15 protein-coding genes are annotated in these 16,148 nt (G+C 40.0%); 9 read left to right on the forward strand and 6 right to left on the reverse strand.

The window, feature by feature from the left end; genetic code table 11:
- The first annotated feature begins 1 nt into the window (after nucleotide 1).
- The 6 genes from ACJVDK_RS01125 to ACJVDK_RS01150 all read left to right on the forward strand — a co-directional run bounded on the left by ACJVDK_RS01125 (nucleotide 2) and on the right by ACJVDK_RS01150 (nucleotide 4,365).
- Complete coding sequence (locus ACJVDK_RS01125; protein ID WP_443938481.1) at nucleotides 2–226, forward strand: hypothetical protein; 225 nt, start codon at nucleotides 2–4, stop codon at nucleotides 224–226.
- Between the two features lie 498 nt (nucleotides 227–724).
- Nucleotides 725–1,777, forward strand: a complete 1,053-nt coding sequence (locus ACJVDK_RS01130; RefSeq protein ID WP_443938482.1) for a cytochrome-c peroxidase — start codon at nucleotides 725–727, stop codon at nucleotides 1,775–1,777.
- Nucleotides 1,764–2,258 (forward strand): molybdopterin-dependent oxidoreductase, encoded by a 495-nt coding sequence (locus ACJVDK_RS01135; protein ID WP_443938483.1) that lies wholly within the window; start codon nucleotides 1,764–1,766, stop codon nucleotides 2,256–2,258. Before ACJVDK_RS01130 ends, ACJVDK_RS01135 begins: the two co-directional genes overlap by 14 nt.
- A 5-nt stretch (nucleotides 2,259–2,263) precedes the next feature.
- A complete protein-coding gene (modA, locus tag ACJVDK_RS01140) occupies nucleotides 2,264–3,055 on the forward strand; it encodes a molybdate ABC transporter substrate-binding protein (protein ID WP_443938484.1) in 792 nt (263 codons plus the stop codon).
- A 12-nt stretch (nucleotides 3,056–3,067) separates the two neighbouring features.
- Nucleotides 3,068–3,739, forward strand: a complete 672-nt coding sequence (gene modB, locus ACJVDK_RS01145; RefSeq protein ID WP_443938485.1) for a molybdate ABC transporter permease subunit — start codon at nucleotides 3,068–3,070, stop codon at nucleotides 3,737–3,739.
- Nucleotides 3,736–4,365: an ATP-binding cassette domain-containing protein gene (locus ACJVDK_RS01150; RefSeq protein WP_443938486.1), complete on the forward strand. Its 630-nt coding sequence runs from the start codon at nucleotides 3,736–3,738 to the stop codon at nucleotides 4,363–4,365. Before modB ends, ACJVDK_RS01150 begins: the two co-directional genes overlap by 4 nt.
- A gap of 56 nt (nucleotides 4,366–4,421) precedes the next feature.
- Here ACJVDK_RS01150 and ACJVDK_RS01155 read toward each other — a convergent pair whose 3' ends face one another.
- From ACJVDK_RS01155 to ACJVDK_RS01165, 3 genes are read right to left on the reverse strand one after another with little or no spacing between them, the layout of a single operon-like run.
- The gene (locus ACJVDK_RS01155; RefSeq protein ID WP_443938487.1) at nucleotides 4,422–6,542 is read right to left on the reverse strand and encodes a molybdopterin cofactor-binding domain-containing protein; all 2,121 of its coding nucleotides are present in this window, start codon (nucleotides 6,540–6,542) and stop codon (nucleotides 4,422–4,424) included.
- A 1-nt stretch (nucleotide 6,543) separates the two neighbouring features.
- The gene (locus ACJVDK_RS01160) at nucleotides 6,544–7,005 is read right to left on the reverse strand and encodes a (2Fe-2S)-binding protein (RefSeq protein WP_443938488.1); all 462 of its coding nucleotides are present in this window, start codon (nucleotides 7,003–7,005) and stop codon (nucleotides 6,544–6,546) included.
- A 32-nt stretch (nucleotides 7,006–7,037) separates the two neighbouring features.
- Nucleotides 7,038–7,685 (reverse strand): hypothetical protein, encoded by a 648-nt coding sequence (locus ACJVDK_RS01165; protein ID WP_443938489.1) that lies wholly within the window; start codon nucleotides 7,683–7,685, stop codon nucleotides 7,038–7,040.
- Nucleotides 7,686–8,020: 335 nt separating this feature from the next.
- Here ACJVDK_RS01165 and ACJVDK_RS01170 point away from each other — a divergent pair, with 335 nt between their 5' ends.
- From ACJVDK_RS01170 to ACJVDK_RS01180, 3 genes are all read left to right on the forward strand, one after another.
- Entirely contained in the window at nucleotides 8,021–9,091 is a 1,071-nt protein-coding gene (locus tag ACJVDK_RS01170; RefSeq protein ID WP_443938490.1) for an alpha-L-fucosidase, read from the forward strand.
- A gap of 117 nt (nucleotides 9,092–9,208) precedes the next feature.
- Nucleotides 9,209–9,619, forward strand: coding sequence for an Rrf2 family transcriptional regulator (locus ACJVDK_RS01175; RefSeq protein ID WP_443938491.1), 411 nt, complete (start codon nucleotides 9,209–9,211; stop codon nucleotides 9,617–9,619).
- A gap of 78 nt (nucleotides 9,620–9,697) precedes the next feature.
- Complete coding sequence (locus ACJVDK_RS01180) at nucleotides 9,698–10,546, forward strand: SDR family oxidoreductase (protein WP_443938492.1); 849 nt, start codon at nucleotides 9,698–9,700, stop codon at nucleotides 10,544–10,546.
- Nucleotides 10,547–10,626: 80 nt separating this feature from the next.
- Here the strand turns inward: ACJVDK_RS01180 and ACJVDK_RS01185 are convergent, their stop codons facing one another.
- From ACJVDK_RS01185 to ACJVDK_RS01195, 3 genes are all read right to left on the reverse strand, one after another.
- Nucleotides 10,627–11,871 (reverse strand): DUF4374 domain-containing protein, encoded by a 1,245-nt coding sequence (locus tag ACJVDK_RS01185; protein ID WP_443938493.1) that lies wholly within the window; start codon nucleotides 11,869–11,871, stop codon nucleotides 10,627–10,629.
- An 18-nt stretch (nucleotides 11,872–11,889) separates the two neighbouring features.
- Nucleotides 11,890–14,226: a TonB-dependent receptor gene (locus ACJVDK_RS01190; RefSeq protein ID WP_443938494.1), complete on the reverse strand. Its 2,337-nt coding sequence runs from the start codon at nucleotides 14,224–14,226 to the stop codon at nucleotides 11,890–11,892.
- A gap of 249 nt (nucleotides 14,227–14,475) precedes the next feature.
- Nucleotides 14,476–16,119, reverse strand: coding sequence for a PepSY-associated TM helix domain-containing protein (locus ACJVDK_RS01195; RefSeq protein WP_443938495.1), 1,644 nt, complete (start codon nucleotides 16,117–16,119; stop codon nucleotides 14,476–14,478).
- Nucleotides 16,120–16,148: the final 29 nt, after the last annotated feature.

Here is a 16,148-nt window from a genome sequence, read left to right on the forward strand (position 1 = left end):
ATTGCAGTTAGTAACCCAAGAACGCCCGTCAACCCCGAATGCTCGGGATGTACCCCCTGCAGCAGGAAAAACAAAAACAGGAGCAGCAACATTCGAATACTCACAACCGAGCATTGTTTTATTCAGTTTTGTGGGATTAATAAAATATGGTTACAAAACCAATCTCCGCAAAACCAGCGATATTGTTTTTGTTTTGAGCAAAGGCCAAGTGCGCAAAGCTGCCTAGTCGGATTGACAAAGGCTTTTGGTTACTTTTGGCCCACAAAAGTAAATGCCCTGCCGGCAAGAGGCAAGCAAGGAAAGAGTCGGAGGTCGGAAAGTCCGGAGTTAGGGGCCGAAAGTCTAGAGATAGAAAAAGGTACATCGGAAGTATTAAAAGATAGCCGTTGCACGACTCATAGATTGCTTCGTTCATCACAAGGATAACATTTTCGGTTTTGTGAACCGAAAAATAAAATTCTCCTCACTTAACACCGTCCATATCTTTAAATTTTGGTGAGATATACCGTTCAATTGCTGAATAATCTATCGTAAATACCTATTTTCGTGAGGAATGTTAGGTTTTGCAAAGAATTGATGATTTCTAACATATTTTTCAGCATAAAACAAGAAATATTAGCGCGATTTATTCATTTCTATGAGTCATTTGAAGTATAAATTAAACAAACGAGGCCAGTTGTTTTTAATCGTTTTTCCTGTGGTTTTTTTTATGCTTTTTTTACTGATGTCTTTAACTTTTGAGACCGATGAATTACAAAAGGGACCCTATGCTTTTGTATATCCGAGCTATTTTGGCAATCGAATAACGATTCCGGAAGATAATCCAACCACCAATGAAGGGGTTTATCTTGGTAGACATCTTTTTTATGAAGTTCGTTTGTCGGCTAACAATGCTATTTCTTGTGCTACTTGCCATCAACAGGAAAGAGCCTTTACCGACGGGAAAAAGTTGAGCCTAGGCGTAGATGGACAGGAAACCAGTCGCAACAGTATGGCCTTGGTTAACGTGCTTTGGTCGCGAAAGTTTTTCTGGGACGGACGTGCAGCGAGTCTGGAGGAACAAGCGTTTTTTCCGATGACGAATGCGCATGAAATGGGACAATCCTTGGAACAGTCTGTCCAAAAATTACAAGCCATCAGGTATTATCCGGTACTTTTCAAAGCGGCCTTTGGCGATGCAAAAATTACGCATGAACGGGTATTGAAAGCTTTAGCGCAGTTTGAGCGTACGTTGATATCGGCAAACTCCAAATACGACCGCTATTTGCAACAGCAGGCTACTTTAACGGAAGAAGAAAACCGCGGGATGCAGCTGTTTAATACGGCGCCAAATCCTGATAAAGGCATTCGTGGAGCCAATTGTGCACATTGCCACGGAGGACCTAAAAATTATCTGGAACTTTTTCACAACAATGGTCTCGATAATCGATATGCAGATACTGGGATTGAATCGTTAACGGGCGTAGCAATGGACCATGGTCGATTTAAAGCACCCACGCTCCGAAACATCGCCTTAACGGCTCCTTATATGCACGACGGACGGTTTGCAACCTTGGATGACGTAATCGCGCATTACAGCGAACACATACAATCTTCTGAGGCTTTGAGTGCTTTTTTGCAGCATGAATCGAATGAGAAAGGTGGAACTGCGCTTCAATTAACACAAGTTGAAAAGAAAGAATTGATTGCCTTCTTACATACGCTAACCGATTCTACCTTTATCCATAATCAGAAATTTTCAAATCCCTTTTTAAAATCAACGAATGAAAAAAAATAGTCTAGCAGCTTTGATAGGTTTGTGCCTAATCTTAGGCGCTTCGTTTCGGTCTCACGCACAAGCAAGAGTTAAAATTACGGGCGAGGTAAACAACCCCTTAAATTTGTCGGCAGCAGATGTGCAAAAGATGCCGCATCAGTTACTTACTCAGAAAGACCGCGATGGAAATAATCATGTGTATGCGGGCGTGCTGCTCAGTGCCTTGTTAAAACAAGCTGGAACCACCTTGGGAAAAGAGCTTCGCGGAGAAAATTTGACCAAGTATGTTCTTGTAGAAGCAAGTGATGGCTATCAAATTATTTTTTCTTTAGCCGAGTTGGATGCCGATTTCTCGGATAATGTTATTTTGCTTGTGGATTCCATGGATGCGAAACCATTGCCGGCTGCGGATGGTCCTTTTAGAATGATTGTAGAAAAAGATAAAAGACCAGCAAGGTGTATAAAACAAGTTACCAACATTAAAATTGGCTTTGCAAAATAAAACAAATGACTCAAGTAAAACCACGTACCGCAAAAGCTGTTAATCACCTGCCATTCGCGTTTCTATTTTTGTGTATGTTCTTTTTTAGTGCGCATGCGCCGGCACAGCCCTTGCGTGTAGCAGTGGCGGCCAATGCACAAGGACTTATTAAAAAGTTGCAGGCTGATTTTAAGAAGAAAACCGGGATAGAAATGGAGATTATCCTTGGCGCATCGGGGAAATTGACTGCCCAAATTATGAATGGAGCTCCCTACGATTTGTTTTTATCAGCCGATACGGAATTTCCAGCAAAGCTTTATACGGCAGGTTTTGGCCTCAAAACGCCCAAAATATATGCCTTAGGAAGTTTAATCGTGTGTGGGAAAATGGATGCAGAATTGAAAAACTGGCAAAAGCTGCTCAGTAGTCCGGCGGTAACCAAAATTGCCATAGCCAATGCAAAGCTTGCGCCATACGGAAAAGCAGCAGAAGAAGCACTGGCTTTTTATAAGCTAAGCGCTGTTCAGTCTAAATTGGTCTATGGCGAGAGCATTTCTCAGGTCAATACCTACATTTTGCAGGCTGTAGTTGAGGTTGGATTTACCACCGAATCCTTTTTATACGATGCAATGGATAAATCGAAACTTAGATGGACGCGTGTGGATTCGAAAAGCTATCGAAAAATTGAACAATCGGTCATTTTATTGAGGCATGCAAAAACCGCTGAACGTGATGCCGCAAATAAATTTTATGAGTATCTTTCTTCTGCAGCGGCAAAAAAGATTATCGCGCATAGCGGATATCATTTGCCCAACTAAAAAAATAACCCAATGGATTTAGAACCGATTTGGCTAAGTTTAAAGCTTGCAACCATTACTACTTTTTTTCTTTTGTTTTTAGGGATACCTATTGCTTATTGGTTATCGCGTAAGCAAAATATGGGTAAGTTGATGGTTGAGGCGTTGATTACCATGCCGTTGGTGCTGCCGCCATCGGTATTGGGTTTTTATCTATTACTATTGTTTAGCCCAAATAATGGGTTGGGTAAATGGTTGCAAACACATGTGAATGTACAGTTGGTTTTTTCGTTTACAGGTTTGGTGCTGGCTTCTATTATTTACAGTCTCCCATTTATGATTAGTCCAATCAAAACTGCTTTCTCTCATTTACCGCGATCGATGGCCGAAGCTTCATATGCCATGGGTAAATCTAACAGAGAAACTTTTTTTAAGGTGTTATTGCCGAACATTAAGGCCTCTGTTTTTACGGCTTCGGTGCTTACATTTGCGCATACACTCGGCGAATTTGGGGTCGTTTTAATGATTGGTGGCAACATTCCTGGAGAAACTAAATTGGCTTCGGTTGCCATTTACGATGCCGTTGAAATAATGGATTATCGCTCGGCGAATGCCTATGCATTGATTTTGTTTGCACTCACTTTTTTAATTGTGATGGGCATGTTTTTATTGAATAGAAAAGCCGTTAAAAGTCCTTTCGAATGATAGAAATTGATATTGAAAAGAAATTAGGAGATAAAAGTCTTGGATGGGAGTTGCGGGTAAGAACCAGCTTTCACATGCAGGCTATCACCCGTATTGTGGGACCTTCGGGCGTGGGGAAAACTACCTTATTGAAAATTTTGGCGGGCTTGGTACAACCAGATGCAGGAAATATCCGTTTTGGAGAGACGCTTTGGTACGATAAAGAATCTGCTTATTCAAAGCCCGTACAAGCGCGAAACATTGGTTTTGTGTTTCAAGAATATGCCTTGTTTCCGAATATGACCGTGACAGAACATCTTCGCTATGGAACAGCCGATACTGCCTACATCCAACGATTGCTCGAAATTGCAGAAATGGAAGCGTATCAAAATCGTTACCCCAAACAGTTATCAGGTGGGCAACAACAACGCTTGGCAATTTTAAGGGCTTTATCGACTAAGCCTACATTGTTGTTGATGGATGAGCCGTTTGCGGCATTAGACGAGGCTTTGAAAAATCGAATTATTCCGCGTATCAAACAATTGCTTCAAGAACAATCAACAACGGTGATTTGGGTGAGCCATCAGAGCGACCTGCAAATGGGTTCCAACCAATATGAATTTGTTTTACATGCGGATGAAAACTGAAACGAAGGGCTCAATCATTGTTGATAATAAATGTTTTTAGACGAAGAAAGACCTTTTTAGCTTTGCTTTTCGTTAAAATAATCCATGAAAGGTAGCTTTCGAAGTCTTTGCCCAGTTGCGGCAAAAATAGCGCTTCCCAATGCGGGTGCTACCGGTGGTAAGCCAGGTTCACCTAATCCCGTTGGAGGTTCTTGCGTGTCAACGAATTTTACGACTACATCAAAGGGAGCATCGTTCATGCGCAGCATGGGGTAACTGTAAAAATTCTTCTGCTCAACGGCTCCGTCCACAAAAGTTATTTTAGGAAACATGGCATGGCAAATGCCATCAACTATAGCCCCTTGAACTTGGTTTTCAGCACCACTCAGGTTAATGACTCTTCCACAGTTGACTGCGCAAAATACTTTTACAACACGGGGTTTTCCATCAATCATTTGTATATCGACCACTTGTGCGGCATACGAACCAAATGAAAACCAAGTAGCGAAGCCTCTAAATGTACCGGGCAATTGGCTGCCCCAATTGCTCATCTCAGCTACCAGATTTACGACGCTTAAGTACTTATCAGCATCATAGTTTAGTTTGCCAATTGGATTGGATTTTGCTTGATTAAAAATAGCGATTCTAAAAGCAACAGGGTCTTTTTTTAGGGAGGTGCACACCTCATCCATGAAACTTTCTGCAGCAAAAGCAAGCGTATTAGCACCAGGCGCACGCCACCAGCCGGTAGGAGTGTTGCTGGTCAGGCCTTGCGATTCTGCACGATAATTGGCTAGGGTGCCACCAATATAGCTATCTCCACGAGGACCAGCACCGATGCCAACACCTGATTGGTGCCATGATAAAAGACTATCGCTTGATAAGGCCGCTTGATAGCGATACATTTCGGCCGGGCGATAAAAATCATTTTGCATATCATCTTCACGCGTCCATTGTATTTGAACCGGACATTGCGCCGCTGCAGAAACCATAGCGGCCTCTACACCACTATCGGTCATTAATTTACGCCCAAATCCACCGCCTTGGCGGGGGCTGTTAATTGTAATTTTTGTTTCGGGAATGTTGAGTTGTTTTGCTACGGCACTTTTGAGCTGACCGGGAACTTGTGTAGGCCCAAATAACTCCACACTATCTGGTTTTACATCGGCATAAAAATTTAAAGGCTCCATTTGACCGTGACTGAGCGTGGGTATTTCATAGTACACTTCTAATACCTTTGCTGCATTTTGTTTGGCTGCATCTACATCGCCATCGTTTCTACTGGGAGTGCCTGTTGATTTTTTATTCAGCATTTCTTTAAAGCTAGCAAAATGCTCTGATGAGTTCTCTAGTTTGGTGGATGTTTTCCAATCCATGACCAAAGCTTCGCGTCCTTTTATGGCAGCCCAGGTATTGGTGGCTAATACGGCAACTGCATTTGGGAGTTTTACAACTTTTTTTACCCCAGCTATTTTTAAGGCTGCGCTGTCATCAACATTTCCTAAGGTTTTTCCATAGGCTGGTGCACGTGCAATTACCCCAAACAACATGCCTTTGCGTCGTGTGTCGATGCCAAAAAGGGCCTCGCCACCGGTTATTTTATAGGCATCAATATCCGTCACGCGTGTGCCAATGTATTTGAAATCTTTGGGGTCTTTCAGAACAGGTTTTTCTGGTGCCTTCAGGCTAGCAGCCTTTGAGGCTAATTTGCCGTAACTGAGTTTTTTGCCACTTGAAGTATGCATAACGTAGCCATTTTCAGCGCTGCATTCGTTTGTGGCTACAGCCCAGGTTTCAGCAGCGGCGGCAATCAACATTTCTTTAGCGGCTGCTCCCGCGTTGCGTAATTCGGTAAATCTTCCGCGTACAGAACCGCTTCCGCCAGCCGTTTGTCGGCCATATTTTCGGTCGACAGGGGAGAATTCTACTTTTATTTTTTTCCAATCGACTTCCAATTCCTCTGCTAAAATGAGCGGTAAGGAGGTTTTTACTCCCTGGCCTATTTCTGGATTGGGCGCTAAAAGGATAATGGTATCATCTGCACCAATTTTGATGTACATGTTGATGGCTGCTTCTATTGCGTCGTTTGTTTCATGGGCCATGCTTTCTCCATCGAACAAGGAAAAGCCAATTAACATGCCTCCACCTGCTAGGGTAGATATTTTTAGAAAATTTCTTCTTGATAATGCGGTTTCCATGTTACTTGGTGTTTAGTTTGTTTGCGGCAGTGTGAATGGCTTTTCTGATTCGAACATGTGTTCCACAACGGCAAATATTGCCGCTCATGGCTTGGTCTATATCTTCATCGGTAGGATGGGGTTTTTCTTTTAACAATACTGCCGCCGACATGATTTGTCCGGCTTGGCAATACCCGCATTGCGCTACATCTATTTCGCGCCAGGCTTCTTGAAGGGGGTGGTTGTTGTTTTTGCTTAGCCCTTCAATGGTGATTACTTTTTGGTTACTGGCTCTTTTAACTTTAACCACGCATGAACGTACGGCTTCGCCATTGAGGTGTACAACGCAGGCTCCGCATTGTGCTACGCCACAGCCAAATTTGGTTCCGGTTAGTCCAATTAAATCTCTTAATGCCCAAAGAAGAGGCATTTCAGGATCTGCGTCTATTTGATGTGTTTGGCCGTTTACGTTCAGTGTAATCATAATGTTGGTGTTTTAGTCCAGGTTTTTAGGCGTTATTTTGCAGGGGCATAGGCTCCGGTTTTGAGCCAGGTAATCCAGGCATCTTTAAATTCTTGGTGCGAAAGCGGTGGTAAACTGCGTCCGGTACCGGGTTGCCAAGCCCATTTTACCAAGGCATCGTCGGCATGGGCAATTAACGCCTTGAGGTCTTTGTTACCGTTTTTAGATTTATCTGTTAATTGTTTAGCCAATTGGTTCATGGTTTTACCTTGAAAAATCATTTTCATATTGGCTGGCGGTAAATGCCAATTTGGATTTCCCGGAGGCGTATGCACACCGGCTGTATTTTCGGGTTGGTGGCAGTTCATACATTTCATGGAGAGCATGCCTTTTCCATCGCTACCACGTTTTGGGAGCATAGAATGAATATGGCTGTCATCTCCTTGCAGCGGAACATCGCCTGATGGGTGACAGTTCATGCACCGGGGGCTCATTAATACTTTGTATACTTTGGTAAATGCTTGAACCGATTGAATACTATCGTTTACGACTCGTATTTGTTGTTTAGCAGGATTTTTTTCTTCGTTGTGTGGTTTTTCGGAATGAGCGAAAACCATTAGGGATAGGCAAATTGCCAATACGCTAAGCACAATGAGTTTATTATTCTTTTGTTTTGTTAGGGGCGAGGAGTTGTTTTTCATTTTAAGAAAATCACTATGCTTAAAGATAGTTAATTTAAGGCGATAATCAGTTTGCATGGCGATAAAAGGCTGTGAGTAATATGATTTTTACAGTTTTTTTAACAAAGAATGGCCAGGGAGCTATTTTGGAAGGGGTAGTATCTGTTAAGGAGGAGCAGATGCCCGCGTGGCCTAAACCAGATAGGAATGGCAGCCCAAGCTTTTTCTGCTTGGCTACAATGGATAGCTGGAGTAAACGTTAAGGGAATTGTTGGCGTTGCTTTTCAAAAAAAAATATTTTGATAGGGTTCCTTAAATAAGTAGTTTTAATGCAATTAACCAAATTTTATCTACACATGAAGCGAGTATCCTTATTACTCTTATTTTTAATTTTAGTCTTGAGCGAGTTGCGGGCACAGTCCGTTTTACACGAAAATAATGGCTATTATGCTGAACCGCTTGCGCATACGAAGCCCTTTCCGGAGCAACTAAAGCAAATAAAGCGAAAGTATGGTATGTTTTTACATTTTGGAATGAATACTTTTCATGATCAAGAATGGACGGATGGTTCTTTGTCGCCATTGACGTATACGCCTTCGGCTATTGATGCGGAACAGTGGGTGAAAACAGCTAAGGATGCCGGAATGAAATACGTTATTTTAGTAACGAAGCATCACGATGGGTTTTGTTTGTGGGATAGCCAATACACGAGCTATGATGTGGCGAGCTCGCCGAATAAAACGAATGTGGTGGATGCGGTGGCGAAGGCTTGTAAAAAGTATAACATAGGCTTGGGATTGTACTATTCTTTATGGGATAGGCATGAGAATGGAAATGTGAAAGACAAGGATTTGGATGCAACCTACAATGAATATATGGTAAAACAGTTGGTTGAATTGATTGAAGTTGCCCAAAAAAATAAAGTGGATGTTGTGGAGTTTTGGTTTGACGGCGGTTGGATGAAGGAACGCGAACGTTGGCCTGTTTCAAAAATATATACGGTTATTAAGAACCGCGAACCGGAGTGTCAGGTAGGTATAAATTGGTCGATTGGTTCTCCGGAAGAACCCGATACGCGTCATTTATTGCCAGAAAAGCAAGAAGAAGGGTATCCAATTCGTTATTTTCCAAGTGATTTTAGGTTAGGAGATCCGTATTTACCTGCAAACCCAGACCCGAAATTGTTTTCGCATAACGGAAAAATGTACTATATGCCTTGGGAATCGACTATTTGCATGAGTTCTAAATGGTTTTATAATACAAAAGATACTGTGTATAAATCCCTTGAAGAGTTGCATAAAAGTTATACAATTGCCACGGCACAAGACAATATTTTAATCTTAAATGCACCGCCCAATCGGGAAGGGAAAATAAGAGCCAGGGATGTGGAGATTTTGATGGAACTGAAAAAGTTAATTCGTAAATAGTTTTTTGCTGATGAAAGATTTCATCGGCAATTTTTTTTGGAAGGTGATTTTATTTATGAAAATTTAATTGTAATAATTTTTGTTACTATTAAAATTGTGTTTACATTTGTGACGGATATGAACAATACACGGTTTGCAACAGCGATTCACATTATGACTTTATTGGCGGCTATGCCAGATACATGGCACAGCTCGGAGTTTATTGCAGGCAGCATTCGGATCAATCCGGTTGTGGTTCGGAGGGAGTTAAGCGTGCTGAATAATGCAGGTTTAGTGGTTAGTAGAAAAGGAAAAGATGGCGGGGTAATGTTGGGGAAAGCGAAGGAGAAGATTTTGCTGTCGGATATTTATAGAGCAGTAAAGACGTCGGAAGTTTTGGGTAAGAAAAATCAAAATCCAAATGAAATGTGTCCGGTTGGGAAGCAAATAAATGTTCGCTTGGATGCGCTTTATATGGAAACCGAGCAGGAGGTACTGAAAGGTTTGGGCGAGAAAACATTGGCTTTCTTTTTAGAAGCGTTTGTTTAATTTTTTTTTGGACTTAAATGTAATTGTTTTTGTTACAGTTTATAAAAGAGTATTCATAACATCATATAATTAAAAGAAATGAAAATAGGAGTTACAGGAGCTACCGGACAATTGGGTCAAATTGTTGTAGCTAAATTAAAAGAAAGAACAGCAGCTGAAAATGTGGTTGCTTTGGTGCGTAATCGCGATAAGGCGGCTACTTTAGGTGTTGAAGCCAGGGTTTTTGATTATACGGAACCAGCATCTTTAGCGGATGCTTTGAATGGGATTGATGCCTTGTTGCTTATTTCTGGTAACGAAATTGGACAGCGCGAAACGCAACATAATCATGTGATTGCGGCAGCAAAAGTGGCTGGGGTAAATTGGATTGTGTACACCAGTATTTTGCATGCAGATACTTCTCCTTTGGGTTTGGGTGTTGAGCATTTGGCAACAGAGAAGGCCTTAGATGCTTCAGGTATTCCCTACACGATTTTACGTAACGGTTGGTATACCGAAAATTATGCAGGAACGCTTAAAGATTCGGTAGCGGCAGGCGCGATTATTGGAAGTGCAGGGGATGGGAAGATAGCATCGGCTACGCGCGAGGATTATGCCTTGGCTGCAGCAGAGGTTTTAACCACTACCGGTCACGAAAATAAGGTTTACGAATTAGCGGGTGATGAGGCGTATACCCTAACGGAGTTTGCTGCTGAAGTTTCGAAACAGGTAGGTAAAGTTATTCCGTATAAAAACTTACCTGAGGCAGAGTTTGCTGCTATTTTAACCAGTATTGGATTGCCAGAATTTTTCGCGAATCTACTTGCCGATAGCGATGTTGGTGCGTCGAAAGGCGGTTTGTTTGATGATAGTAAAACATTGTCGAAGCTAATTGGACGACCTACAACACCATATGCAGAGGTGATTAAAAGTATTTTAGCGCACTAATTTGAAGCGAATTTCATGTATAAAAAAAGATCAGTTGACCCTGGTCAACTAATCTTTTTTTAAATGTATAGCGTTAATTTTTATTTTAAATATTGTACTGCAGTAATTGTTCCTGCATCAACTTTTAAACCTTGTGTTGCAGTTGCCGTAGCAGCATCGATTTTGTAAATATATCCACCACCTGCAGTTAAGTTAATACCAAAATAGGCAGTTTTACTGTCTTTTGGTGTGTAGTTGTTGGTTGTAACACTTTTAATATCTGCTAAAGCAGGTAATCCAGTTACTTTCGTTACGGTTTTGTTTACCACATTTACAATAGCTAACTCTTTACCAGCGGTATAGGCACCTTTACTAGCAATTGGTTGAACTTGCGCAACGAATGTGTTTGAACCAATATATAACCAGTTGGTGATGTAATAGCCAGTTAAAGCAGTTTCGAAATTGAAATAATACGTTTGGTCAAATTCAGTAGTACCTGATTTAATTCTGGTAATAGCCGAAGGTTTGGTTGACGTAATTTTTGAATCGTTGGTTACAGCAGTTGATAAATCTTCATTAGCAGCTACCGAAGAAGAGAACGCATAGGTATCGCCGTTTTCAACTACACCTAAACCGTTGGTGAAATAACGACCAATGAAACTTGTTCTGTTATCTTTAATTGTTTTTTCTAATTGCATACCTGGATAAGAGTATACTGCAATCCAAGCTTCATCAGGATGGTCTGTCCAGAAACTTCCGTTTTTAATTGAAAAGAATGGAGCAAAAACTTTATTTCCTACTTGTTGTAACCAACTAAAGTGTGCAATTTCACCATTATTACCAGGGGCCATTGCATCTAAAGTGCCAGTAGCAGAAATTAATAGGCTGTTGGTGTTTACTTGGTACCATGTAATGTTCGTTGCGCCAGTAGCGTTAATCGTTCTAGGTAATTTTGTTAATAAGATATCGTCATTAACCGGAGCAAAAGCCTGTACCGTTTCCGATTGGAAATTTGAAATTTTAGTTAATTTTCCATCTTGAATGTTGTAGGTAGTTACAGCGCCTGGATTGCCCTGACCATATAACATACTAAAGAATTTATTGTTGTGCGTTACATAATAACGATACGTTCCATCTTGCTCAATACCTTTACCTGCTGGAGAAATCGTTCCAGTTTCTAAGCTGTTGGTGGTTAATAAATAATCTGCTACAGCGGTTGAAGCAACAGGAGTTACTGTGATGATATAATTTCCTTTCGTTTCTTCGGTAGGATTTTCTGATTCTTTTGAGCACGAAGCAAGGGTTCCTGCCATAGCAAGCATTGCCAAGGCTTTTGTAAAATTCATTTTCATTTTAGATATTATTTATGGTTTTTTATTAAAGAAATAGCGGATGTTTAAGTAGAATGCTCTGCTCGGTTTTTGCAAACTAAAGTTATCGTATAACAAAGCATCGGTAATGTTTTTAGCCTCTAAGCCAATATTGTAACGGCCATTTTGTATACTGTAAACAGCGTTTAAGTCGACAGCCAATTGTTGTGGGATGTTGTATTTTTCTTCACCCAAGCTTGGCCAGTACAAATAGAACTCATGTACATAAAGTACGTTTGTACCTAAATTTAAACTGTTGTTTTTCTTGCCCACATTTTTAATGGAAACCGATACATCGGCATTACCAAATAAATACGGAATATTAGGCATTTGGTCGAGGTAAAGAGGACTTACACCCGTGTATCCATCTTCCACTTTTTGCATGTTTTGAAGGAATTGGTAGGTACCTGTTAAACCTGCTGTTAACCAATTTTTGTACGAATACCTGATTTCTGCATCACCACCATAGGTTCGTACACCATCGCGGTTATCGGGTACATATTTGCTTTGGTTTTGGTTTAGACGGGTATAAATAAAGTCCTTCGCATAGCGATAAATTCCACTTGCATTGATGCTGAATTTATTGTTTGAATTTAAGGCGAAGTCGTATGTGAAGCCAACATTAAAGTTGTCGCTTTTCTCGGGTTTTAAATTTGGATTTCCTTCCTGATTCACTAAATCGCCAAAAATATCATTCGCTTCGGGCATTCTGTTCGCTAATTCGTAAGAACCCTTCACTTGGAAGTTCCGGTTAAAGTAATAGGTTAAGGCAGTTCCATAACCCGTTTTCTCTATTGGCGGTTGGTTAATTCCAGTGTTGGTCGTAATAATATTCTGGTAAATGTATTTTCCAAAAACAGTAGCACTGAATTTATTTTGGATGTTGTAACTATATCCTAAACCTAACACATTTTTATTGGTGCGTTTTGGTGGCTCTTCTGTGGTGTTCAACGGTTTTAATTCATCAAAACCTTTTCTGTTAAACAAGCTCAAAGCATTACTCAAAGCAAGGCTATGTCGTTCGTTTAGTTCATAGTTTGCCGTAGCCGTTACTAAACCATTGTTGTTTTTGTAGTTATAAAGTGACCTTGAGTTTTCACCATTTGTTCCAATAGGTTTAAAGTTTCCATACCAATCAAATCGACCGTTGACCGTATCGATTCGTTTTTCGTTACCTAAGTTGTAATTGGCATTTAAAGTTAAGCTAAGTCCTTTAACTAAGTTTGTTTTACTATATTTCAAACTCGGCATGATGATATTACCTGTCGTATGGAATGCTCCATACACCGCTACCATTCTAGCTGCGGTTTGTATCTCTTTGTAATTTTTACCTAAGGTTACACCAATTAATAATTTATCGGCGAAAGATTTGTTTACCAAACCAACATTGGCAATCAATGTTTCGTTATGGTAATTGTCGTGAAAACGATTCAGGTAGGCAGCTGGAGCATAGGCACCTGTATTGATGTCTGACGCCTCCACTTTAACCCGATAGCTGTTGTCTGAGTAATTCTGAAAAGCATTTAATTGAAAGGTTAAACCATTTTTTAAGGTAGCTCCTCCATTAATAACCGTACGATGTGTATTGAATGAACCAAATGAATAAGAAGCATCGATATATTGGCCGGCTCTTTGAGCAGTTACAATATTGATAGCACCTCCTAAGGCATCAGAGCCTAACCACATGGGTACAACACCTTTGTAAACCTCTACGCGTTCAGCTAAGTTAATTGGGATGTTGTTTATTTGAAAAGAAGAACCAAAATTGTCCATGGGTATCCCATCGATAAAATAACGAATTCGGTTACCTGAAAAACCGTTAATCGATAGTGAAAAGTTAGAGCCTACACCACCGCTTTCGCGCATTCTTACTCCCGATACACGATCTAAGGCACCTGCAATATCTAGTGTGGTATTGTAAAGTTTTGTTGCGTCAATGGCTGTAACGTTATAGGCTTGCCTATTTACTTCCTCGGCTTTTGTGCGTCCGTGCACATGAACGGTTTCCATTTCATTAGCCACAGAGACCAGCTTGAGGTTCTGCGTTGCACTTTGACCGGCTACAACATTAATTGATTTTTCTTGCGTGGTATATCCAATTCCACTAAAAATGAGTATGTGTTTTCCGCTAGTTAATTTATCGATAATGTACTTTCCATCATTGTCGGTATGCGTGCCGATTGAAGTGTTTTTTACTTTAATTACAATTCCTGGAGAGGGGAAACCAGCTTCATCGGAAACAGTTCCTTTAACAGAACCTAAATTTTGGGCATAAGATGTCGACATCAGAATAAAAAATATTCCAGTCAACAAATTTTTTTTAATTTGCATTACTTTTAATTGACGTTAGGAGTTAGTTTGCTTTTGTAAACTATTGGCCGGATGGTTGCAGCCATCCGGTTTTTTCTAAAAATATTTTGAATGTTTTAAGACAAGGGATATAATGATTTTGTTTTTATTTAGACTTATTATAAATTGATGCAAAAGTACGCCATCTTTATAAATTAAACAAGTACTTTTTTAAAAAATCAATGGACTATAAAATTGACGTGTGGATGCACAATTTTATAGTCCATTCTATTAATTGGAAAGCTGTTTCGCTTTCTGATGTTTTTTCATCTTAACCAGTACCGCGATCGATAATAGGGACAGGCATAAAAATAGAACATCAATAAAAAGTATATCGAACTGCCCTTTGTTAAAGGTATTCCACAGCCAATTATTTCGTTTAATACCGTCCATCAAAGGAAGCAGAAAGCAAAGTACTGCCGAAAGTATTAAAGATTCGTTATTGGTAACCGAAAGACTTCTGCGTGCAATAAAATAAAGGGATAATATTAACCACGGGTAGAAATACAAATGATAAATCTCTGTTTGACCAGGTTTTTCCATAAAGAGTAAGCTAATTAATGTAAAAGCGGTTACCGGTAACATACTTAAAGAGCTGGCTAGAAAAATATTAGCTGTCCAGAAATTAAATACACGTTTATGTTTAGGTACATTGTTTTTATCGCGGGCAACCAACCAGATCAATATTCCTGAGATGATTACTAAGCATCCCATGATACCTAAAACAAAAAATACAACACGCAACGGGCGGCCACCAAAATCGCCAAAGTGAAGGTGGTAAATCAGGCTTCGTACTTTATCTACATAGCTTGGTTTAACAATGGGTGCTTTTTCGAATATAACTTTTTGATCGCGTACACGATAGATCAATTGTCCTTCTCCAGAAAAACCACTGGTAGCCAATGGCTTTGCTTTTAAAATAACATGCATATTCGCATCATTGTAATTTTTGATTTGAATAGTGCTGATTCTAGCACCTTGCCATTTCTTTTGAACCTGATTCACAACAGTATTTAGGTTAAAAGAAGTGTTTAAAGGCTGATAACTGTACACATATTTGGTGGTATCGTTATAGCCTAAATCTTGATAAAGTGCCTCACTTTTTCCTTTATATACGTACTTGGTGTAGGGAGCAATTAAAAATACGTTTGCAATAAGTACAACACCTGTTACGGCGAAGATCAGTTGAAAAGGAAATCCTATTATACCAATGGCGGTGTGTAAATCGGTCCACAAAGTTTTCCATTTAGACCATGGTCTGAACGTGAAGAAATTGGAGAAAATTTTATTCCAATGCAGCATTAATCCAGTAATTAAAGCAAATAAGAATAAGAAAGAAACAATCCCTGCCAAAAGGTAACCGAATGGAGCACCCAAATGGATTGGAACTGCATTTAATTGTGCAAGAAAATGCAAACGATATAAGAATTCGCCCATGTCATAAGATTCCGAATAGTCACTTTGCTTGTGCTGTGCAAAATCATATTTGAAATACATGGTGTCACCGTCACCGCCTCTTCTTCCGCCTCTTTTCTTTCCTTTTGCCTTCGGTTTAGTCTTAGCCTTCGCTTTTAAAGTACTGTCGTTCGTATCGGATATGCTTACATACGATGCGATATCATTTCGCTGAATAAAAAAATCGAAGTCACGTCCTTTTAATTTTTTTTCTTTTCCAACTGAATCAATAACATGCTGAAAATCGCGCGATAAATTATTTTGTGCCTGTACAAAAGAGGAATTTTTTTGCCATGAGGTTATATCTTCTTTAAAAAAGGAGAAAGAACCCGCAAAAAACATCACGTATAAAATGGCGCAAATTATAATACCACTAATGGTGTGGGTATGAAAGTATATATTGTGTTTTCTATTGTCCATTTCGCTCTATAAAATATAAGTAAGTCCCG

This window comes from Pedobacter paludisoli (genome assembly GCF_052344095.1).
Classification (GTDB): Bacteria; Bacteroidota; Bacteroidia; order Sphingobacteriales; family Sphingobacteriaceae; genus Pedobacter.